Below are 22,618 nucleotides of genomic sequence, written 5' to 3' on the forward strand. Positions count from 1 at the left end.
TGAGCGGCAAGCGAGGTTCGAACTCGTGACCCTCAGCTTGGGAAGCTGATGCTCTACCAACTGAGCTATTGCCGCAGGTTTCGTTTCCCTTTATTCTGAAAACATCGGCAAAGGTAATGAAATCTTTTAAAAAAGAAAAAACGAAACCGCTAAAAAAATACTCTATTCTTGCCACTGCCGCAGAAATCATGTACATTTGCTTTCATAAAAACTTCAAGCAAACCAATGAGACGAATCATACTTATTACCGGTGGAGCACGTTCGGGCAAAAGTACCTATGCGGAAAAGCTGGCGCTCAGCCTCTCGCCCAACCCCGTCTACCTCGCTACGGCACGTATATGGGATGAAGAATTCCGCAAACGGGTGATACACCACCAGGAAAGGCGCGGACCGGAATGGACAAACATAGAAGAAGATAAAGAGCTGAGCCGCCACTCGCTGTCCGGACGCACCGTACTGATAGACTGCATAACGTTGTGGTGCACCAACTTCTTTTTCGACCTGGATGCCGATACAGACCGTTCCCTTGCCGCAGCCAAAGCCGAATTCGACTGCTTTACGGCACAGGATGCCACATTTATATTTGTCACCAACGAGATAGGTATGGGCGGCACATCCGAAAACGAAATACAACGGAAGTTTACGGATATGCAAGGCTGGATGAACCAGTATGTGGCTTCACGGGCAGATGAAGTGATTTTAATGGTGTCGGGGATTGCAACAAAAATTAAGTGTGAATAAGTACGGAATATAAGAATGAAGTATAAGGTATAAAATTATGAAGACATTTGATATAATAGGACCGGATGAAGCTATACGACCGGCACTGGTTGAGAAAATCAATAACCTGACCAAGCCGAAAGGGTCTTTGGGAATGCTGGAAAGCCTTGCGCTTCAGGTAGGGCTTATCCAGCAAAGCCTGACTCCCATTCTGCAACACCCTCAGAATATCATCTTTGCTGCCGATCATGGTATTGTAGAGGAAGGTGTCAGCCTCTCACCCAAAGAAATTACCTGGCAACAAATCAGTAATTTCCTTCATGGGGGTGCCGGCGTCAATTTCCTGTGCCGCCAGCACGGATTTACATTAAAGATAGTGGATGCGGGAGTAGATTATGACCTGCCTTATGAAAAAGGCATCATCAATATGAAAGTGCGCAAAGGCACACGCAACTATCTGCACGAAGCTGCAATGACCGAAACGGAAATGGAACTTTGCCTGGAACGGGGTGCGGAAGTGGTGCGCCGTTGCCGCGAAGAAGGCAGTAACATACTCAGTTTCGGGGAAATGGGAATAGGCAACACATCCTCTTCTTCCCTATGGATGAGCTGCTTCACCGGCATTCCGCTAAAAGAATGCGTCGGTGCGGGAAGCGGACTGGACGATGCAGGCATCCGCCATAAGTACGAAGTGTTGAAACAGTCGTTGGACAACTACAAAGGAGACGGTTCGCCGCGTGACATCATCCGCTACTTCGGCGGCTTGGAAATGGTTATGGCAGTAGGCGCCATGCTGCAAGCCGCCGAGCTGAAAATGATTATTCTGGTAGACGGCTTCATCATGACAAACTGTATCCTTGCCGCCGCCAAGCTGTATCCCGAAGTGCTGCATTATGCCGTATTCGGACATTGCGGAGATGAATACGGGCATAAACTTGCACTTGATTCATTAAATGCCAAACCGTTGCTGCACTTAGGATTAAGACTCGGAGAAGGCACGGGAGCTATCTGTGCATATCCCATTATAGAATCGGCTGTCCGCATGATTAATGAAATGGATAACTTCGCACACGCTTCCATCACCAAATACTTTTAAGAAGCCCCTCAAACGGCATCTTTAAGCAGAGAACCATTTTATAGATAACATATATAACTTTGTTGATAGTACCCATATTTTAATTTTATAGACAATACCTATATATAATGAACATACTGGCTGCATTTATCTTCTTCACCCGACTGCCCTTTTGGAAAATCAGGGAAGTACCCGCCGAATGTTTCAAGCATGTAGTACCCTACTGGCCGCTAACCGGCTGGCTGACGGGCGGCATCATGGCAGGCACTCTCTGGCTGACCGGACAGATACTGCCCGTATCCCTTGCCTGGATTATAGCCATCATCGCCCGCCTGCTTGTTACGGGATGCCTGCACGAAGACGGGTTAGCGGACTTTCTGGACGGGTTCGGCGGCGGCACCACCCGCGAGCGTACGCTTGCCATCATGAAAGATTCCCATATAGGAAGCTACGGAGTTATCGGACTGATATTCTATTTCCTATTGCTGTTACAGATGCGCAATCTGCCTCTGAATTTCCTTTGTATCCTTGTCTTCTGCGGCGACTGCTGGTGCAAGTTCTGCGCATCCCAACTCATTAACTGCCTGCCATACGCCCGAAAAGAAGAAGATAGCAAGGCTAAAGTCGTGTACAACCGCATGAGTTGCCAGGAATTGATATCCGCCTTCATCTGCGGATTGCTTCCTTTCGTCTTGCTCCTGCCGGTAAAGATGTGGCCTGCCACCCTCTTCCCGCTGCTCGCATTTGTACTGCTGTGCCGCCTTATGAAACACCGCCTGCAAGGATATACGGGTGATTGCTGCGGAGCGGCTTTCCTGCTTTGCGAACTGGCATTCTACATAGGCAGCCTTGTATTGGTATATGTCTATGCAGGTTTTGGAATCGATTTCCTTACGGACTTTGTCTCAGTTCCCTTTTATTTTCATTAAACATTTAATCTGAAAAATTATGGAAGTTATACTTATTCGCCACACATCCGTCGATGTACCGCCCGGCGTATGCTACGGACAAACGGATGTTCCCCTGAAACCGACATTCGAACAGGAAGCAGCCGTTACCCAAGAGAACCTGAAAGCCTTTTTGCCTTTCGACCATGTATATACCAGTCCGCTTACGCGCTGCGTACGCCTTGCCACCTATTGCGGCTATCCGGATGCAGAACGTGACAAACGGATTATGGAAATAAACTTCGGCAGTTGGGAAATGAAACCTTTCGACCGCAACGACGACCCACGCCTACAGGAGTGGTATGCCGACTATTTGAATGTAGCGGCTACGGGCGGAGAGTCGTTCGCCATGCAGTACCGGCGTGTCAGCGACTTTCTCGATGAGCTGAAAGGAAAGCCCTACCAGCGGGTGGCCGTTTTTGCCCACGGCGGCGTCCTGATTTGCGCACAGATATATGCCGGCATCATCAAACCCGAAGAGGCATTCAGCGCACTGACACCCTATGGCGGTATCGTCAGGATTACCCTTTAGCACTCAGAAGAATGAGGGAATAACGTACATGCAGGTAGCGGTAGCAACAACAATGATTACCATTATCCATTCCACACTGCGGTTGATGCGCACGGCAATCCTCATGTCTTCGGTTGTCAAAGGCCGTTCATTGTCGCCGATATAAGGTTTCCACACTTCCTCGCCAAAATAGTTGTGAGGACCACCGAAGCGGCAGTCCAATATTCCGGCAAGTGCCGCTTCCGGATAGCCGGAATTGGGACTGGCATGCTTGCTGCCGTATTTCCCCACAAAAAGCAGCAACGGGAATCTGCCGGAAACCGCCACCATGAGAAAAGTCGTCAGACGGGCGGGGATATAGTTGGCTACATCGTCCAGACGTGCCGCGAAACAGCCGAATCGACGATAGCGTTCATTCCTATACCCTATCATGGAGTCGAGTGTATTTATCATCTTATAGGCAAGCATCCCCGGCACACCCAGCAACATATACCAGAACAGCGGAGCGATTACGCCGTCGCTCAGGTTCTCTGCCAACGTCTCTAATGCCGCCGTACGTACTTCCTGCGCCGAAAGTCCGGAAGTGTCGCGCCCCACAATACGGGCTACCTGCTTCTTTCCCTCTTCCAACGAACGGTCTACAGCCTTAAACACCCCGCAGACTTCTCGCACCAGCGTAGTACCCGCAAGGCAATAAAAGATGAGCAGCACCTGCAAAGTCAAAAGCAAACCGGGAGAATAATGCGCTGCCCAACGCAGCAGGAACAATGTAAGCAGATAAACGCCTGCCACCAGTACCAACGACATGACAGCCCCTTTCAGAAAACGGGCATTCCCCTTATTCAGACGATGCTCACAGAACGAGATGGCCTTTCCGAAAGCCACCACAGGATGCGGCAGCCAGACAGGATCGCCCAACCAGTGGTCGAGCAGCCATGCCGTAAGCAGCGGCAGGTTCAGATTGAAAGCAATGCCTAAAAATATGATTATATCTTCCATAAAATGTTTATCACTCAGGTTCTACTATTACGCCGGCTCTACCCCGCCATAAATTCCTCTATCGCCGCCACCAGTCTGTCGTTCTCTTCCGGTGTCTGTGTGGCTATGCGGAAAAAGCGCTCGTCCAGCCCCGCAAAGTTGGACGCATCCCGAATAAGTATGCCATGCTCCCTGGCAAGATACTCTTTCAAGGCAGACGCCTTGCCCATGCGAAGCTGCACCAGCATAAAATGCGTCTGCGTATCCCAAACGTCCAATCCGCCTACGGCTTTGAGCGCTTTGCCCAGACGCGCCGTCTCCTGCAAATAAGCAGCCACATCCACCGGTTCGGGCACATCGTTCTCCAACAGGAAAAGTCCTGCTTCAATGGCAAGCCGGTTGACCGACCACGGCATACGGTTGGTGCGCAGCCGCTCCAGCAAACCGGAGCTGCCCGTTACATATCCAAGCCGCAAACCGGGAATCGCATACCTTTTCGTCATGGAATGCAGCAGCAGTACATTCGGATACTCCGCCGCCTCTGCCGGAGAGAAAAGCGGACACAGCGTAAAGAACTCATAAGACTGGTCTATAATAAAACAAACCTGCGGATTATGTTCAATCAATCCGCGCATATATTCTTTACCGGCCACCGTTCCCGTGGGATTGTTGGGATTGCAGAGCCACAGCATCCGCACATCGTCCGGCAGGCGATACCCGTCCTGCTCCTTCGGCAGTTGATAAAGCGAACTCACCCGGTGTCCGTGCATACGGCAGGCATCCGCATATTCGCTGAAAGTGGGTTGCAGGATAGCTGTATTCGTACCCCGGAAAGTCTGTGCAATAAGGTATATGGCCTCCGTTGCGCCATTCGTTACGCAAACAGCTCCGGACGGCAGCTGACAGCGGGAAGCTATACGGGCTTCCAACGTATAGGGTTCGGGTTCGGGGTAATTGCCTATCTCCCCGATACATTCGCAAAGATGAGCTTTCAAACGGGAAAGATTCACTTCGTTGTACACGTTGGAACTGAAATTTGCCGTTATCGGGCGGCTGTATTTATAGGAATCGTCTCCGTGTCCGTCAATCATATTCTATCCGATTTTAATTGTTGTCCGTCAATATCTTGTAAATAAGCGGCAGGTTGACATGCTGCCGCACATGGTCGGCGAGTTTGTCGTACTGCTCTTCCTTAAACTGCCGGTAGTTGAACGTTTCCGCTGCTTCCGACAATTTACCGGCAAACGGTTCGAGCAGGAAGTCGATAAACTCCGGATTGTCGAGAATGCCGTGAATGTAAGTCCCCATGCACGTACGGTCCACGATATACCCGTCACATTGCCCGCTTTCCAACCGGTTCAGCGGAGAAGCGGACGCTCCCTCCACCGGTACGGTACTACCCATGTGAATCTCGTAGCCTTTTAGCTGAAAATGGGACGCTGAAGGTTGGTTGTTGAAATTTGAGGGGGAAGAGTTACCTTGCGGAACAACGGTACGGCAGCTTTCAAGAAGTTGGAAGTTCACCTGCCGCGTCACCTTTTCTCCCGTCATTCGTGTACTTACGGGCAGCAGTCCAAGACCGGGCAACCGTTCTATCTCCCCTTCCACGTGGTCGGGGTCGAGCACTTCCTGCCCCATCAACTGATAGCCGCCGCAGATGCCCAACACGGCAGTTCCCTCACGATGGGCGCGGATGACGGCTTGCGCCACTCCGTTGCGGCGCAATTCATAGAGGTCGGCAAGGGTACTCTTGCTGCCGGGCAGGATGATGATATCCGCCTTCGCCAGTTCGTCGGTGTTGTTGGTATAGAAAAGATGCACGCGCGGGTCACGTTCCAGCACATTGAAATCCGTGAAGTTGCTGAGGTGGCGCAGCAGAACCACAGCTATATTCACCTTACCCTGCTCCGCCTGCAATGATTTGGTGGCAAGGGCAAGCGAATCCTCTTCCTCAATATAGATATCCTTATAATAAGGAACCACCCCAACCACCGGAATTCCGCAAAGCTCTTCCAGCATTTTGACGCCAGACTCGAAGAGACGTATATCTCCCCGGAATTTATTGATAAGAATACCTTTTACATGCTTGCGTTCTTCGGGAGTAAGCAGCATTACCGAACCGTACACACTGGCAAAGACCCCGCCACGGTCTATATCCGCTACCAGAATCACGTCCGCACCGGCATACATTGCCATCGGCAGATTCACGAGGTCTACCTCGCGCAGGTTGATTTCGGAGATGCTGCCCGCACCTTCCAATACGATGGGATTATATTTCTGCGCAAGGCGGTCATACGCCGCACATACTTCCCTGCGCAACTCCTCGCGTCCTTCCTTGCGGAAATAGTCGTATGCACCACGACTGCCGATAGGCTTACCGTTCAATACCACTTGCGAAGTCCGGTCCGACTGGGGTTTCAGCAGTAACGGATTCATGTCCGTATGGCACGGCACTCCGGCGGCTTCCGCCTGCACGGCCTGTGCACGTCCTATCTCCAGTCCTTCGGGAGTGGCATACGAGTTAAGCGCCATATTCTGCGCTTTGAAGGGAGCAGGCCGGTATCCGTCCTGCCTGAAAATGCGGCAAAAGGCAGCGGCTATAATGCTCTTGCCCACATCGCTACCGGTTCCGGCAAACATCAAAGGGTGAAGTTTTTTCATTTGTCGAGCTAATATACGGCATCCGGCACGGTCTGTTTTACCGTTCTCCGTTTGCGGTATCGATTCTGTCATAAAAATATGTCTGGGGCGATGATAGGCATCCAGCACCGTCTGCAACTTACTCTCCAGTTCTCTTACATCCACCTGTCCGGCAATCAGCAAGGTAAGCGCCTGCCCCAAACGCGGGTCGGGAACAGAAGTAACTACAAACGGTACAGGGATAAACGGCCGTAGTCTTTTCTCCATTTCCTCTGCCTGTATCTTGATTCCGCCGCTATTGATAACGTTATCTTTCCGGCCTGCAATGGTAAAACTTCCATCGGGATAGAGGCAGGCAATGTCATTGGTCTGCAAGACCTCCCCGCAAATCAGCGGAGCTTTAATAACCAGCGTACTTTCAGCGGATAAGGACAGTTCGACCGAGGGAAAAGGATAATAATGCTTGGAAGCGGTCTCTCCATTCAGACGGCGCAATGCGATATGGGACAACGTTTCCGTCATGCCGTACGTAGAATAGACCGCCGTGGGAAGAGCGCTTATTTCCGCCTCCAGACTGTCGTCCACCGCTCCGCCGCCGATAATCAGAATATCCGTCTGCTCCAACCGCTCCTTTTCTTCGGGAACACGGAGCGTGTTATAAACCTGCAAAGGAACCATCGCCGCAAATCTCAGCGGCTCTTCTATATCCGAAAGAGGATGGCCGGAAGCAGGACGCACTATCAGATTCAGCCCCGCAACCAAAGAACGCACCACCACCATCATAGCCCCTATATAACGAAGGTTCATACACAGCAAAGCGGTATCTCCCGCTTGCAAGTTCAGAAACTCGCAAGTGAGGCGGGCGCTCTGCATCATCCGGTCTTTGCGCACCACCAGCTCTTTCGGCGTGCCTGTGGAGCCCGACGTATGGACGGTGATAACCGGAGAGGCATCGAACCACTTCTCCAGAAAAAGATACAAATCCCACAAGGCGGGCGGGCAGTTTTCCGCTCCCTCCGCCACCAACCGGGATATATCCCCGGCCGTATACTCCTTTCCTTGCAGCAGCAAACGCTGTCGTTGTCGGTCGAATATCATCGGATACCTTTAAATATCATCATTACAAAACCATAAACAATCTTTCCTCACTTCAAGAGGCATTTCCACGTTGTCCGTAAAAAGCAGTCCCGTACCCAGCCCCTGAGGCAGCGGATTATCGAAGGTGGCACACCATTGGGCTATTGCATTCAGGCCGATATTCGACTCCAGAGCCGAAGTAATCCACCAGCCGATATGCCGTTTTTCCGCTTCGGCAATCCACTCGTTGCCACCGCATATCCCGCCGTGCAAAGAAGGTTTGAGAACAATATACTGCGGATTGATTGCCGAAAGCAGCTTCCGCTTCCCTTCCGGCGTATTGCAGCCTATCAGTTCTTCATCCAAGGCTATCGGCAGCGGAGAGTCGGCAGCAAGACGCGCCATTTCCTCCCACTGCCCCGCACGGATAGGCTGTTCAATGGAGTGCAGCTCCAGTTCGGACAGGCGTTTCAGTTTCTCCATCGCATCAGCCGGAGAGAAAGCGCCGTTGGCATCCACACGCAACTCTATCTCCCTGGAAGAGAAATGTGCACGAATATGGCGAAGCAGAGCCAACTCATCCTCAAAGCCGATAGCACCAATTTTCAGTTTGATGCAACGGAAACCGGCTGCCATTTTCTCCTCTATCCGGGAGAGCATCGTGTCAAAGTTGCCCATCCAGATAAGCCCGTTTATCGGAATCCCCGCCTTTCCTTGCGAGAAGTCCGTATCGTACAATGCCCAACTGCCCGTCAGGAGATGACGGAGCGCCGTTTCCAATCCGAACAGGATGGACGGATAGTCGCGCAAGACATCCGCATCCAGTTCTCCCCCGCACTGTTCCAGCCGCCGGCAAGCCCCGGCAAGTATATTCTCGTAATCGGGAAGGTCGTCACAGCTCAATGCAGGCAGCGGAGCGCACTCTCCTATTCCCGTCCTGCCCGGATAGTCGGGAGAGGTCAGATGAAGATACCACACTTTCCGGGTCGTATACACCCCGCGGGAAGTCCCCGCCGGCTGCTTGAAATGCAGCAACCGGGGGATAATCTCTATCTTGCAGTCCATTACGGGTGTCAGGGGAATTTGGGATACTGCTTGAAGTTAGGCTTGCGTTTCTCCAGAAATGCGTTCTTACCTTCCTGGGCTTCATCCGTCAGATAATAGAGCAAGGTAGCGTCGCCTGCCAGTTCCTGAATGCCCGACTGTCCGTCCAGTTCCGCATTCAGCCCCGCCTTAATCATGCGCAAAGCCAGCGGACTGAGCTGCATCATCTCTTCCGCCCATTGCACATACTCGTCTTCCAGTTGCTCCAAAGGCACTACCTTGTTGACCAATCCCATTTCCAACGCTTCCTGCGCATTGTATTTCCGGCAAAGGAACCAGATTTCACGCGCTTTCTTCTGACCTACCACACGAGCCAGGTAAGATGCGCCGAATCCGGCATCGAAACTTCCCACACGGGGACCTGTCTGGCCGAAGATAGCGTTCTCGGAAGCGATGGACAAGTCGCACACCACATGCAGCACGTGTCCGCCACCGATGGCAAAACCGTTTACGGCGGCAATCACGGGTTTCGGGATGCTGCGGATTTGCTTCTGCACGTCCAATACGCTCAAACGGGGAACGCCGTCCTTACCGATATACCCGCCGCGTCCTTTCACATTCTGGTCGCCTCCGGAGCAGAAAGCCTTGTCGCCCGCTCCGGTAATGACAATCACATCAATATCCGCTTCCTCACGGCAGATGCGCAAGGCATCGCTCATTTCGGCGGTAGTGGTCGGAGTAAACGCATTGCGGTAGCGTTCGCGGTTGATGGTGATACGGGCAATTCCGTTATAGTATTCAAAAAGAATATCTTCATATTCCCGGATGGTTGTCCATTCTCTTTTTGTCTGCATAATCTGTATTCTATTTTAATTGATGATAATAATTCTTCAACATACGGGTGTCTTCGTCCTTGTCGGTAAACACTTCCAGCAAGATGGGGCGCTCCGCCGCCTCCGAACTGGTGAAGGACCTCATAGCCTCAGCCAACTGTCCGCCGTTCTCCGCACGCAGGTAAAGGAATCCCCGCTCTTCCGCCCAGCCTTTGGCCGAAGTCTTGTGAACCGCTGTGATAAACTTATGCGAAGACTCCGACATGTCGAGTCCCGGCAATGTATGAAAGATTTCTCCGCCGCCGTTATTCAGTAAAAGGATGCGCAGGTTGGGACCGATATTGGCATTCCACAACGCATTCATATCGTAAAAGAAGCTCAAATCTCCGATAGCAACGAAGTTCAGCTTGTCAGACGCCGCCGCATACCCCACAGCCGTGGAAAGCGAACCTTCGATGCCGCTGGTTCCCCGGTTGCAGCAAACCTCTACGGTGGGCGAAACGGCATACAACTGGGCATAACGCACCACCGAACTGTTTGCCAGATGCAGTACCGATGCTTCCGGCAAGGACTTTATCAACGCCCCCACTGCCGCCATCTCCGAATAAGCGAACTCCGGTTCGGGAACAGCCTTGCAGTAGTCTTCCCAGATGCGGGGATATTCGGGAGTCCGGGTTTCAAGCAGGGCCGCTATCTTTTCCAGAAACTCAAACGGGTCCATTTCTATAACGGTGGTCAAGGAGCCGTAAAGGTCGGTCACCTCGCCATCCGGCGACACATGCCAGTGCTCTTTGGGCGGATGCCGGCGAAGGTACTTTTTCAACCGTTTGGATACGATATGCCCCCCGTAAGTAATCAGCAGTTCGGGAGCCATCTGGTCCATTTTCTCTTCGGGCATGGCATAGAGCGCCGCATCGAAATTCTTCACGGGAATGCCCGGAACCGTCCGGTTGCCGATATGCTCCGTCAGCCATGCAAAATGTTTATACAGCAGTTTGGTATACCGCTTTTCAAACAGGTAGATAAGGTTCATCTGCCCCACCACAATCATCCGCTTCCGGTATTTGTTCATGCGGTCGATGAGTTCGTTATAATCGCGGTCGTAGACATTCAGCCCCTGATAGCGGGTGATGACACGCACTTGGGGCAGCGCCTCCGTCGTGAAATTGAACAAAGGCTCGGAAACGGGCACATTGATATGTACCGGTCCTTTTCCGTGATGGTTGGTTTCCAGCAGGGCTTCGTTTATCAGTCGGTTGCAGAACCACTCATCCTCCTCCGTATGAATTTCGGGAAGGTTGACGGATTTCTTGACCAGCGACCGGAACACCTCCGGCTGCGGAAGCGTCTGTCCGTCCATCTGCCCTATCCAAGCAGCCGGGCGGTCGGCGGAGATGACTATCAAGGGAACTTTCTGATAAAAGGCCTCCGCCACAGCAGGGTGGAGATTCAGCAAGGCGGTTCCCGAAGTACAGCACACCGCAACAGGCTTGCCGCTATTCAAAGCCAAGCCGAGGGCGAAATACCCCGCACTCCGCTCATCCGTCATTGCATGGCAAACAAAGCCCGGGTGATTGGACAAAGTATGTACGATGGGGGCATTGCGGCTGCCCGGGCACAACACGACCCTGGTAATTCCGTACGCCTCGAGAAGCGCTGCCAGTTGGAGTATATTCTTTTTGTCTGTATACATGGTTCAGTGATTAAAGATTAGCGATTTATGGATTATAGGGACATGCTTACCAACCGTTTCATGGTCTGCAACTTCTTTTCCGTTTCCAGCCATTCGTCATTCAGCTCCGAAGAAGCCAGCAGTCCGCCGCCGGCATAGAAAGACAACTGTCCGTTTTCGATGTGCATGCACCGCAGGTTCACGTATAAATCCGTCTTGCCGTCAGGGTCGAGCCACCCGATGAAACCGGAATAATAACGACGGTCATACCCTTCGTTGTCCAGTATAAAACGGTATGCCTCCTCTTTCGGCAGACCGCACACGGCAGGGGTCGGATGCAGAAGCTCCAGAAGGCTTCCCAAACGGTTGTTATCTTTCAAGGTGAAACGGAAACTCGTTTTCAGGTGCGACAGTGCTCCGGCATAAGCGGGATACGGACCGCTCTCCGTGGGATGAATGCCCGATGACAGGAGCTGCCGACGGATATAAGACGCCACATAGTCCTGCTCCTGCCGGTTCTTCTCGCCCCATTCCTGCGGCAGTCTGCCATCCTGCAAAGGTTGGGTTCCCGCCAATGCCACGGTGCTCCACTCGTTTTTCTCCCCGGATAAGATAATCTCAGGGGTACTACCCATCCAGACACCTGTCCGGGGCGTATAGCATAAGTATATATAAGAATGAATATAATGCTTGTATGCCGCACGGAACACTGCCGAGGGAGAGAAACCCGGGCACTGCCCGATGACGGATTTACGGGAAAGGACCAATTTGTCAAACTGCTTGCTGCGCAAGGCTTCTATAAATGTCCGGAAGCATGCTTCGTACTCTTCCGTGCAAGCTTCTGAAAATGTTTCCCTGCCTTGACGCAACCGGAAAGCTTCCAGCTCCTCTTCCGCGTACTCGCCAAGCGGCAAAGGCTGTCCCCACTGCTCCGGCTGTATCAGCACAATCGGGCACGACTCGCTTGCACGGAACGGTGCAATGACGAAACCGCGTGCCCCGTCCAAGTCTTTAAGATCATACAACAGACGGACGCTTCCCGACGCTTGTGTCAGCAAACGGGGAGTGTCCTCACCGGGAATACGATAAACGGCAAAAGGCTGTTCCTGCCGGATCAAGGTATCAATAGTTTTCAGATTACTTATTTCTTTGTCAATCATCTTCTTTTGTAAAAGCATAAAACCACTTGCAGAGTTCAGGTACGCTGCATGGTTTTAATTCGGATGACAAAGATACAAAATCCTTTTTATAGAGATAGAAAGCGAAAGTATCTTTCCTTATGTATTTTCATTGAGTTACAAAAAGTGCCGTCCATAAGATTCTATGAACAGCACTTTTTATATGTTTCCCACCATAATCGGGAGTAATGACAGATGGCATTATGCAGCCATCCCGAACAGTTCTATGCAGCTACCCTGCACAAGGCTATGCAGTCATACTGCACAGTACTGTGCAGCGTGGCTGCATACCAACTCTTGTTTATCCGAGAGGATTTTCTTCTTCACCGCCGGACGAACCGCCTCCGCCTTCGGGCGCTTTGCCGATATAAATGGTTTTGGCGGCGCTATGCGGGGTTTTCAGCAATTTGGAACCGGAACCGGAGAATTGCGTCGTCACTTTCAGTTCATACGTGCCGTCGGCAAGGCCTGCGGGGATGATGAACGTCAGTCGGGACGGGTCGTTCACGACGTAGAGGTCTTCCGTTATTTTTGTTTCCGCACCGGAAGAATCGGTCAGAGTGATGCCTACTGAGGGGTCCGTACCGGCTATTTTCAGTTTACCGCCTGTGAGGGTGAAAGCTCGTCCTGCGGTGGCGCTGGCATCCTGTGCACGGGTGGCGGCATCCTGTACGCCTGTAACGAACATGGCTGCACCCTTCTCGCCGATGATGCCTACGGTAGTATTCTTTATTGCCTGGCGCAAATCCGCTCCTACATTGAAATTCACCACGATAGAGTTCTTTGCGGGATTCCATTGCGAGTTCTCTATGACACCGCGAAAGCTGACGCTGGCGTAGTAAAGACCCGTATTCACGTTGTAGCCGCTCATGAGCAGGCGTTTGATAACACGTTTCTCCAATTCGAATACGTGCTTGATGGTCTCCTCGCGCAGACCTGAGTCCTCGGCTTTCATCTCGGCGATGATACGTGCCTCGTTTGCACTGCCGATGCTGACGGGGACAAGAATCATGTCTTCCTTGTTGTCCACCGTAACGGTATTGTCGGCCAACTGGCCATTGATCTGATATTTGATATTTTCTGCCATAATTTTGATTTGTTTTATGGAATTAATAAAAAGCACTTTTTCTCCGAATGATGCCGACCGGGAAAGGCAAACCGGAAGACGATTATTATTGTACAGTCAAGTCAGCAACTACTGCTTTAAAGTAATTTTTCCAGCTATCGTATGCCGATGATGCAGTGGGAAGAACAAACAACCGGCACTGCTCTTTGATAGTGCCCTTATCATGGCTGAAAGTAGTGGCGGTAATAGCCGGTGCGGTTGTCGGATAGCTCTGCACACCTATCAGTTCCGAACAGTTGTGGAATACATTGTCTCCTAAAGAGGTGACCGTTGCCGGGAGGGAGATTCCGGTCAGTGCCGTACCCGCAAAAGCCCAATCTTCTATCGTTGCAGTCTGTTTGGAAAGTACAACGCCATTTAATTTGGTACATCCGTTAAAGGCATATCTCGGTACGACGGTAACACCTTCCGGCAAGCACACACGTGTAATGCCGGTACAATTCTGAAAAGCACATTCTCCAAGCGTAGTCAGGCTGACAGGCAGATTATAGGGGTTATCCTGATTTGTTTCTTCCAAGGTCAAAGCGTAACATTTATCAAACGCATTGACACCTATACGGGTTATATTATCGTGGAAGCCTACGGAATGAAGTGAAGTGCAACCATAGAACGTATCATCCGCTATGGAGGTCACTCCGGCAGGAATCCTTATGTTCCGGAGCGAAGTGCAACGGTTAAAAGCCGCCTCACCTATTGAGGTAATGCCGTCGTGCCAGTTCACATGCTCCAGATACTTGCAGTCTTGAAAAGTCCAATTGGGGATGGCAGTCACGGTAGAGGGGATGCTGACAGAACGGAGGCCGCATCCGTAGAAAGTGCTTTCAGACAAGGATTGTACACCTTCGTGCAAGACAACACTCTGCAGGTTTCCGCAGTTCTCGAATACCCAACGGCCCAGTGTTTCCACACTTCCCGGAATATCAATCAACGACAAGGAAACACAATTTCTAAAAACACAATTACCTACCGTTTTTAGTTTTTCGGACAGGATGACCTCACGCAGGTTACTACATCCTTCAAAGGCATATTCGGTGATTGTTTCAGCATTGCCGGTATCGACATAATCCAATGCCCGGCAATTGAGGAATGCAGATTTACCAATGGTAACAAGGCTTGCGGGAAGCATCACTTCTTTCAATGTTGTATTAGGCTGATACCCGTCATCCGGATGAAAGCCCAATCCCCAACCGGGAAGGGTAACCATATCCGTCATGGAGAGGTCGAGCACCTCGAGTTTGGTAAGGGTATTGCGGATATAGGCAAGGTCGGTAGCATCCACACTGCCTTTTATGGCAAGTGCAGTCATCTCTGCATCGGTAGCTACACTGCTCAGATTTCCGACAGTAGAGGTTACAGCAGCAACAGTGGAATACTTAATGGGACGTGTAACGGTTGTCTCCATACCTTTCTTATCTACCAACGTCACTTTCAGAATAGCGGTATCGGAAAGCTTTACATGTTTTGGCGGAGTAAGCGTAACTTTGGAGCTGTTGGGAATAATCATTCCGTCATCACCAAAAGCCGGTTGGATTATGTCCACCTTCCAAACACCGTTCGTATCGGCAGAAGCACGGGTTTGTATATCCGTCCCCGTACCGTTATCGTTGGTGACGGTAGCTGCAATGGATGTATAATCACCAGATTTCAAGGTAGAGGGAAACAGCAATGGGATATCCAGGCTGGAAGCGGTACAATATAATACATCGTAACCGTCGAGTCCGATGGTGACGGCATTGCTTCGGGGCAGTGTAATGGTCGTTGTTCCGTCGGCAAGCGTAAAGACCACGTAATCGCCATGTGAAGTATCCACCGCAGCAATTACAGAAGTTCCGCAAAGAATGGTTACCGGCTCTGCCTGGGCAAAAGTGATGAGGTAACCGGGTACTCCTTCCACGGTAGTGGGTACTACCGAAAGAATGTAATCACGGTTTTGCAAAGCTTCGGTCAAGGTCTGCAAGGCTTTCACCTGGTCTGTGACTTCGGCAATCTGTGTGCGGATACCGGTGTCATCGTACTCGTTATCACATCCGGACATTGCTACTGTCAGAAAGAACAACAGTGCATAAAATTTAGTCTTCTTCATGTTGATTGTCTTTTAATTAATAAATATGGGAATTGATTGTAGATTACTTATCAAGTAACGGTCGGACACCGGAAAGAAGACTGTGCAGTTTATGGAACCTACACATAAACCAACCGTTACCACCGCTATAATTCCTATCTTTCAACCATCGAAGCTTCGGCTCCGCTTTTACATCCGAAGCGGGGAAAGGGGTTCGTATATCTTATACGGAATACGAACGGGGCAATATATATTATATAAGGTGGGATTTGCGGGCTTCAGGACTAAATACAAGATTTAATTAAACTTTTTCTAACAATTAATTGGCATTTGGTAAAATTTAGCATATATTTACAACGTTAACAACACCGTTACTTGATAAGTAATTCCGGCTTATAATCCTGCCCTATATTCTGTTTCATTTTTCCATTTACATTTTCTAACGGAAGCTATCAGTTGCCTGTTTGCCTTATCGACCAGCTCATTGCCGAAAGGCTTGAGATAGGTTTCCGTCACCCGCAGGGACGAATGTCCCAAAGCCTGACTGATAATTCCCACCGGCTGTCCGCTATGGAAAGCAAGTGTAGCCCATGTGTGTCGGGCCGTGTATGAGCTGACCCGTACACCGGGCAGCAAGCGGCTCATCACCTGCCCCAACTTGCGATTGAAATGCCGAAGGGCATCCTGATAATTGCGGTACGACTGCCAGCTGTCCCGTATCCTCGCATCGAGTATGGGGAAAAGGTAGGGCGAGGCGGAATGCCTGTCGGCGTACTTCGCTATCAGCACAAGAGCCTCACGGGGAATGCGTACCGTTATCGGCTTATCCGTCTTATGACGGCTGTAGGTTATCCTGCCATCCTGCATATCGCGCTTGCGCAAATGGGCAAGGTCTATGAAAGGCATGCCGCGGAGCAAGAACATCAGCAGAAAATAAGCAAGTACCGCCTGCTGCTGTGGAGAAAGACCAGAAAGGTCGGCTTCCAGCAACTTTTCCATCTGGCGGGCAGTGAGCGCACGCTTGGTCTGCGACACCACACCGGTATAGACATCGTCGAAGAGTCGCGGATTGTGTTCCGCCGTACCGGGCGGCATCCAACGGTTGTAAACGGCACGCAAAGTACGCATGTAGGTGGATATGGTGTTCTGCGTCAGTTTACGGAGCAACATCCACTGTTCGTACTCTTTCAGGCGACCGGGTGTGAAGACTTCCTGCATCGGCATGGAGCACTCCTCCTCCCCGCTGCAGGAGAAGCGGATGAAGGAGCGGAGCGTACAGGCATAGATATGTACTGCCGGCGGCTTCCTGTCACGCCTTAGTTCTTCAATCACTTTCATCATGTAGGCAGACAAATCCGTTGTGCCCACATCTTTTGTTTCTACTTCATTCATAAATCTGCTTTATTAGTTTTTTACGCAATATACGAACGAACAATCTTTCGCAAAGAGTGTTTGAAAGACTATTATTCCAACCTAAACGAAAAACTTAATATATGAAACAAATCTTACTCATCATCTTCTTGGGAGCAAGTGTTTCCGCAACAGCGCAAATCCTCTCCCTGAGCTTCGATGATGCCCTTCGGCAGATGCAGCAGGGAAACCGAAGCCTGAAGATAGCCGACAAGGGTATCGAGACCGCACGGACGGAACGTGACAAACTGAACGCCCTTTGGTATCCGAGCCTGCAAGGTGCAGGCACATTCGTACACCTGTCCGAAAAGATAGAAGTGAAGCAACCGTTGTCGCAATTTACCGACCCTGCCAAAGACTTTGTCCACAACCTCGTACCGGACGACCAATTTATCAGCAGTATCCTCGACCAGATAGGCAGCCACACCCTCGCCTTTCCGCTCGCACCCCGTAACCTCAGTACGGTAGGTCTGACCGCCGAATGGATCGTGTTTTCCGGCGGAAAGCGCATCCGTGCCGGCAAGATAGGAAACGCAATGATTGACATCGCCCGCGAGAACCGCGAACAGACAGACGCCACACAGCGCGTCCTCTTGGCGGAAAGTTATTTCGGACTGCGCCTGGCACAAGAAGTGGTGCGCGTACGCCAAGACACCTACAACAGCCTGAAACGTCATTACGAAAATGCCTTGAAACTGGAAGCCGCCGGAATGATAGACAAGGCCGGACGCCTCTTTGCGCAAGTGAACATGGACGAAGCGCAACGCTCGCTGGAAGCCTCACAAAAGGAAGCAGCCGTTCTACAAAACGCTTTGCGTACGTTGCTCAACATAACGGATACTTGCAGCATACAACCCGTTTCCCCGCTTTTCATAAACGCCGTGCTGCCTGCAAAAGAGGAGTTCCTGCAAACCATGCAAACCGAGAACTATACCGTTAACCAATTGCAGTTGCAATCGCATATAGCCAAACAACAGCTCCGTATCGAACAGAGCGGCTACCTGCCGGACATCGCCGTATTCGGCAAGCAGACGCTATATGCCCACGGCATCCAAAGCAACCTCGTCCCCCGCACCATGATAGGGGTAGGATTCACCTGGAATCTCTTTGACGGTCTGGCACGGGAGAAACGGATACGCCAATCCAAGATAGCCCAACAGACCCTCTCCATAGGGCAGGAAAAAGCTAAAGACGATTTAAGTGTGGGCATCGACAAACTCTACACGCAGATGCAGAAAGCACAGGATAATGTTCGTGCCCTGAACACAACCATCGAACTGAGCGAAGAGTTAGTGCGCATCCGCAAGAAATCGTTCACTGAAGGCATGGCAACAAGCACCGAAGTAATAGATTCAGAAACGATGCTGGCAACCGTACGCGTGGCCCGACTGGCAGCCTATTACGAGTATGACGTGGCGTTGATGAATCTGCTGGCGCTTTGCGGCACGCCGGAAGAATTCGGGAAACTTAGTAATTTGAGAGTTGAGAATTAAAAATTGAGAAACAGGCTGTGCAATGAGGATTACACGGAAAACTCAGATTTTCCTTATTCCGTATAATCCGTGCCTAAAAAGAAACATCAAGTGTATTTGGATACACCGTACTTTATAGTTTATACTTAAATTAAATGAATATCAGCAACAAAACCATCAGCATCGCATTCATCGTCGTATTAATCGTTACCGTAGGAGTATCGGTTATCGGAATGTCACTTATGAGCCGGCAGCCAATGGTGCTGCAAGGGCAGGTAGAAGCCACGGAGATACGCATCAGCGGAAAACTGCCGGGGCGTGTAGATTCTTTCCTCGTACAAGAGGGAGATTGGGTAAAAGCGGGTGACACGCTCGTTGTCATCAACAGTCCCACTATCGAAGCCAAATACCGTCAGGTAAATGCTTTGGAACAGGTGGCGCAGGAACAGAACAAAAAGATTGATGCCGGAACGCGCAGGCAGATTATCGCTACAGCCTTGCAGCTTTGGAATAAGACGCAAAGCGACCTGACGCTTGCCCAAACCACCTATCAGCGCATCCTCACCCTTTATAAAGACAGTGTGGTTACTTCGCAACGAAAGGACGAAGTAGAAGCCATGTACAAAGCCGCACAAGCTGCCGAACGCGCGGCATACCAGCAATATCAAATGGCTGTGGACGGCGCGCAAAGCGAAGACCGCGCAGCCGCACGTAGCCTTGTAGATGCCGCACGCAGCACGGTGGATGAAGTTTCCGCCCTTCTTATAGACTCCAGGCTCACTGCTCCCGAAGACGGACAGATAGCCACTATCTTTCCCAAGCGCGGCGAGCTGGTGGCTCCGGGCACGCCTATCATGAGCCTGGTGGTGATGAGCGATGCACACGTAGTCCTGAACATCCGGGAAGACCTGATGCCACAGTTCAAAATGGGCGGCACTTTCAAAGCGGACATTCCTGCCCTCGGCAAGAAAGACATAGAGTTCCGCATCTATTACATCAGTCCGCTGGGAAGTTTCGCCACTTGGAAATCGACCAAGCAGACAGGCAGTTACGATATGCAGACGTTCGAGATACATGCACGACCTGTACAAGCGGTGGAAGGGCTTAGACCGGGAATGTCGGCAATCGTAAATAAAGTATAAAAAGGAAAGAAGGGAAACCGGACAATCCTTTTTTAGGCATAAGAACAAAAGAACATATTCATGATTATAACATATGCTAATGTTTTCTTATTTGTTCTTATGTCTAAAAAATCCGTCATCACCCTATTTGAAAAAAGTCTGTCATCACCCCAATAGATACCGTTCAGAGTTGAAGCGCCAATCATCTCACCATACAAATTTCTTATTATGAACTTATTATATAATGTCCTCTTCCGCGAATGTCACCGTATCACCTCACGCCGTCTCTATTTCGGCGTGTGCATCCTCCTGCCCTTGTTCTGCCTGTTCTTTATGGCTACCATTTTCGGAAACGGACAGATGGAGAATATTCCTATCGGCATTGTAGACCAAGATAATACGGCAGCCTCACGTACCATAGCACGGCGCATTGCCGCCACACCTACTTTCCGGGTTACGGAGCACTTTACGGACGAAGCCTCTGCACGACAGGCATTGCAACGGAAGGAGATATACGGCTACTTGTCCATCCCGCCGCAGTTTGAGCAGAAAACAGTCAGCGGGACGGGTGCAACGCTGACTTACTATTACCATTACGCCCTTCTTTCGGTAGGAAGCGAACTGATGGCAGCATTTGAAACCACACTCGCCCCCGTAGCACTGTCGCCCATCGTTGTACAGGCTGAAGCATTGGGTGTGGGGCAGGAACAGATACAGACGTTCCTTCTTCCGGTAGAAGCCAATACGCATCCGCTTTATAATCCGGATATGGATTACTCTATCTATCTGAGCCAGCCGTTTTTCTTCGTTCTATTCCAGATACTGATTCTACTTGTAACGGTATATGCCATAGGCAGCGAATTCAAGTTCGGGACAACGCAAGAATGGATGGGAGCTGCCACACCCGCAGGAAAAGACCCGGCTAATCTGCGGAATGCCGATATGCTGACTGCCGTCGCAGGAAAGCTGTTGCCCTACACCGTTATGTTCTCCGTTATAGGCATACTGGCAAACTACATGTTGTTCGGGCTGATGAACATACCGTTTCAAGGCAGCTTGTGGCTGATGAACATCGTAACGGTACTGTTTATCATGGCTACGCAGGCATTGGCGGTGCTGATATTCTCTATCTTTCCCAAGATAGCCTATATCATCAGCGTGGTGTCAATGGTAGGCTCTTTGGGAGCTACACTGTCGGGAGTGACATTTCCGGTAACGGCAATGTATGCACCGGTGCATGCGGCGTCCTACCTGTTTCCGGTACGGCACTTCACCGAAGCGGCACAGGCTATGATTTATTTCGATGCGGGATTTGCTTATTTCTGGCAATCGGTGACTGTACTACTGGTATTCCTGCTGCTGGCCATACTGATTCTGCCTTTATTGAAGTGGTGGATACTGAGGATGAAGGAAAGCGAAGAAACTCTCCATATCGGAGACAAAGCATTGTCCGGCATTGCAGCGACCGATATACAGTCCGGTATATCATCCGGTACATCGCCCGGCACGGAAGCATCCCTGAGCAATGTCATCCGCCACGAATGGAAAGCCATTGCCACCAATCCCGCCATCCTGCTGGTGCTGGCAGGGGGAATCTTCCTTTATGGCTTACTCTACAACTATATGTATGCTCCCAATCTGGTACGCAAAGCACCGGTTGCCGTAGTAGACCTCTCCCACTCCACACTCAGCCGGGAGTACGTACGATGGCTGGATGCCGCCCCGCAGACTTCGGTCTATGCCCAAACACCCGATATCCTCGAAGCCCGCGAGTGGATGAAAAAAGGCGAGGTTACCGGTATACTCTACATCCCTTCCGACTTCGAGACGCGTGTAGCGCGCGGCGAGACTTCCGTATTCACCCTGTATGCCGCCACGGACGCATTCCTCAACTTCAAGGGATTGCAAGAAGCAAGCTCGCGCGTGATGCTTGCCGTAAACGATGCCCACCGGCGTGCCGGAACAGTATTCCTGCCGCCGCAAGGTCTGTTGACCGTTGCGTCGTCCACTCCCGTCAACGTATCGGGAACGGCCCTTTACAATTACACCGAAGGATACGGTTCTTACCTGATTCCCGCCGTAATGATTGTCATCATCTTCCAGACAATGCTGATGGTGATTGCCATGCTTACCGGCGAAGAAGCAGAACAGCAGCGGGAAGGCGTTTACAGCATGAAAGCCCGTTCCCTGAAAGATATGCTGTGCATCGTATCGGGAAGAACCTTCGTATATGTAATGCTGTATGTTGTGTTCTCCATGTTCCTGTTGGGACTGCTGCCGCATATTTTCAGCATTCCCAATATAGGAAGCGGTTGGGACATTGTCACTATGATGATTCCTTTCCTGCTTGCCACGAGTTTCTTTGCGCTTGCCGTGTCCCGCTGGTTTACCGACTCCGAAGCCCCACTGCTGATGATAGCCTTCTTTTCTGTGGGTTACATCTTCCTTTCCGGCGTGTCTTACCCGCTGGAACTGATGCCCTGGTACTGGCAAGCGGCGCATTACGTCTTCCCTGTGGCCCCCGCAGTACTCGCTTTCGTAAAATTAAATTCAATGGGCGGCAGCCTTGCCGACATCTGGCCTCAGATGCTGACGCTGTGGATACAAGTAATCATATACGGTGCGTGGGCGGTGTACACTACAAGGAGAGTCTATAAACGAAGTAACATAAAGACGGGTCAATGTAAAAACCTGAGGGGTAAATTTATAAATTGTTATCTTTGTCTCCAAATTCATAGCTTATGGAATTAAA

General features: G+C 50.8%; 17 protein-coding genes and 1 tRNA gene. 7 read left to right on the top strand and 11 right to left on the bottom strand.

The genetic code is table 11. The features are described 5' to 3' along the window. Positions 1 to 2: 2 nt before the first annotated feature. Positions 3 to 75: transfer RNA gene (locus AB5903_RS14130), tRNA-Gly, on the bottom strand. Between the two features lie 150 nt (positions 76 to 225). Here AB5903_RS14130 and cobU point away from each other — a divergent pair. The 4 genes from cobU to cobC all read left to right on the top strand — a co-directional run bounded on the left by cobU (position 226) and on the right by cobC (position 3,274). Continuing rightward, positions 226 to 741: a bifunctional adenosylcobinamide kinase/adenosylcobinamide-phosphate guanylyltransferase gene (cobU, locus tag AB5903_RS14135; RefSeq protein ID WP_195657951.1), complete on the top strand. Its 516-nt coding sequence runs from the start codon at positions 226 to 228 to the stop codon at positions 739 to 741. 37 nt (positions 742 to 778) lie between these two features. Then, positions 779 to 1,816: a nicotinate-nucleotide--dimethylbenzimidazole phosphoribosyltransferase gene (gene cobT / locus AB5903_RS14140; protein WP_195657952.1), complete on the top strand. Its 1,038-nt coding sequence runs from the start codon at positions 779 to 781 to the stop codon at positions 1,814 to 1,816. Between the two features lie 107 nt (positions 1,817 to 1,923). Beyond that, positions 1,924 to 2,724 (top strand): adenosylcobinamide-GDP ribazoletransferase, encoded by an 801-nt coding sequence (locus tag AB5903_RS14145; protein WP_195657953.1) that lies wholly within the window; start codon positions 1,924 to 1,926, stop codon positions 2,722 to 2,724. 19 nt (positions 2,725 to 2,743) lie between these two features. Continuing rightward, positions 2,744 to 3,274 carry an alpha-ribazole phosphatase gene (gene cobC / locus AB5903_RS14150; RefSeq protein WP_005653220.1) on the top strand — a complete coding sequence of 177 codons (531 nt, stop codon included), beginning with the start codon at positions 2,744 to 2,746 and terminating at the stop codon, positions 3,272 to 3,274. A 3-nt stretch (positions 3,275 to 3,277) separates the two neighbouring features. Here cobC and cbiB read toward each other — a convergent pair whose 3' ends face one another. The 10 genes from cbiB to AB5903_RS14200 all read right to left on the bottom strand — a co-directional run bounded on the left by cbiB (position 3,278) and on the right by AB5903_RS14200 (position 17,255). After that, positions 3,278 to 4,252 (bottom strand): adenosylcobinamide-phosphate synthase CbiB, encoded by a 975-nt coding sequence (cbiB, locus tag AB5903_RS14155; protein ID WP_272710908.1) that lies wholly within the window; start codon positions 4,250 to 4,252, stop codon positions 3,278 to 3,280. Between the two features lie 38 nt (positions 4,253 to 4,290). Beyond that, positions 4,291 to 5,322, bottom strand: a complete 1,032-nt coding sequence (locus AB5903_RS14160; protein WP_195657954.1) for a threonine-phosphate decarboxylase — start codon at positions 5,320 to 5,322, stop codon at positions 4,291 to 4,293. A gap of 13 nt (positions 5,323 to 5,335) precedes the next feature. After that, the gene (locus tag AB5903_RS14165) at positions 5,336 to 7,969 is read right to left on the bottom strand and encodes a cobyric acid synthase (protein WP_195657955.1); all 2,634 of its coding nucleotides are present in this window, start codon (positions 7,967 to 7,969) and stop codon (positions 5,336 to 5,338) included. Positions 7,970 to 7,978: 9 nt separating this feature from the next. Beyond that, the gene (locus AB5903_RS14170; RefSeq protein WP_195657956.1) at positions 7,979 to 9,013 is read right to left on the bottom strand and encodes an o-succinylbenzoate synthase; all 1,035 of its coding nucleotides are present in this window, start codon (positions 9,011 to 9,013) and stop codon (positions 7,979 to 7,981) included. An 8-nt stretch (positions 9,014 to 9,021) separates the two neighbouring features. Further along, entirely contained in the window at positions 9,022 to 9,846 is an 825-nt protein-coding gene (gene menB / locus AB5903_RS14175) for a 1,4-dihydroxy-2-naphthoyl-CoA synthase (protein WP_016662804.1), read from the bottom strand. Positions 9,847 to 9,856: 10 nt separating this feature from the next. Further along, complete coding sequence (gene menD, locus AB5903_RS14180) at positions 9,857 to 11,518, bottom strand: 2-succinyl-5-enolpyruvyl-6-hydroxy-3-cyclohexene-1-carboxylic-acid synthase (protein ID WP_368117956.1); 1,662 nt, start codon at positions 11,516 to 11,518, stop codon at positions 9,857 to 9,859. A 32-nt stretch (positions 11,519 to 11,550) separates the two neighbouring features. After that, a complete protein-coding gene (locus AB5903_RS14185; protein WP_368117957.1) occupies positions 11,551 to 12,657 on the bottom strand; it encodes an isochorismate synthase in 1,107 nt (368 codons plus the stop codon). A 319-nt stretch (positions 12,658 to 12,976) separates the two neighbouring features. Further along, on the bottom strand, positions 12,977 to 13,762 hold the full coding sequence (locus AB5903_RS14190) for a DNA-binding domain-containing protein (protein WP_117741397.1): 786 nt from the start codon (positions 13,760 to 13,762) through the stop codon (positions 12,977 to 12,979). Between the two features lie 85 nt (positions 13,763 to 13,847). Beyond that, positions 13,848 to 15,884 (bottom strand): leucine-rich repeat domain-containing protein, encoded by a 2,037-nt coding sequence (locus AB5903_RS14195; protein ID WP_272710911.1) that lies wholly within the window; start codon positions 15,882 to 15,884, stop codon positions 13,848 to 13,850. Positions 15,885 to 16,256: 372 nt separating this feature from the next. Then, positions 16,257 to 17,255, bottom strand: a complete 999-nt coding sequence (locus AB5903_RS14200) for a site-specific integrase (protein WP_118207028.1) — start codon at positions 17,253 to 17,255, stop codon at positions 16,257 to 16,259. Positions 17,256 to 17,356: 101 nt separating this feature from the next. Here AB5903_RS14200 and AB5903_RS14205 point away from each other — a divergent pair, with 101 nt between their 5' ends. The 3 genes from AB5903_RS14205 to AB5903_RS14215 all read left to right on the top strand — a co-directional run bounded on the left by AB5903_RS14205 (position 17,357) and on the right by AB5903_RS14215 (position 22,617). Next, positions 17,357 to 18,766: a TolC family protein gene (locus AB5903_RS14205; RefSeq protein ID WP_118207027.1), complete on the top strand. Its 1,410-nt coding sequence runs from the start codon at positions 17,357 to 17,359 to the stop codon at positions 18,764 to 18,766. A 134-nt stretch (positions 18,767 to 18,900) separates the two neighbouring features. After that, positions 18,901 to 19,887, top strand: coding sequence for an HlyD family secretion protein (locus AB5903_RS14210; protein ID WP_118207026.1), 987 nt, complete (start codon positions 18,901 to 18,903; stop codon positions 19,885 to 19,887). A gap of 207 nt (positions 19,888 to 20,094) precedes the next feature. Beyond that, positions 20,095 to 22,617, top strand: coding sequence for an ABC transporter permease (locus tag AB5903_RS14215; protein WP_368117958.1), 2,523 nt, complete (start codon positions 20,095 to 20,097; stop codon positions 22,615 to 22,617). Position 22,618 lies beyond the last annotated feature (1 nt).

This window comes from Bacteroides sp. 2201st1_D9_2201SCRN_220225, from assembly GCF_040928965.1.
Taxonomy (GTDB): Bacteria; Bacteroidota; Bacteroidia; order Bacteroidales; family Bacteroidaceae; genus Bacteroides; species Bacteroides stercoris.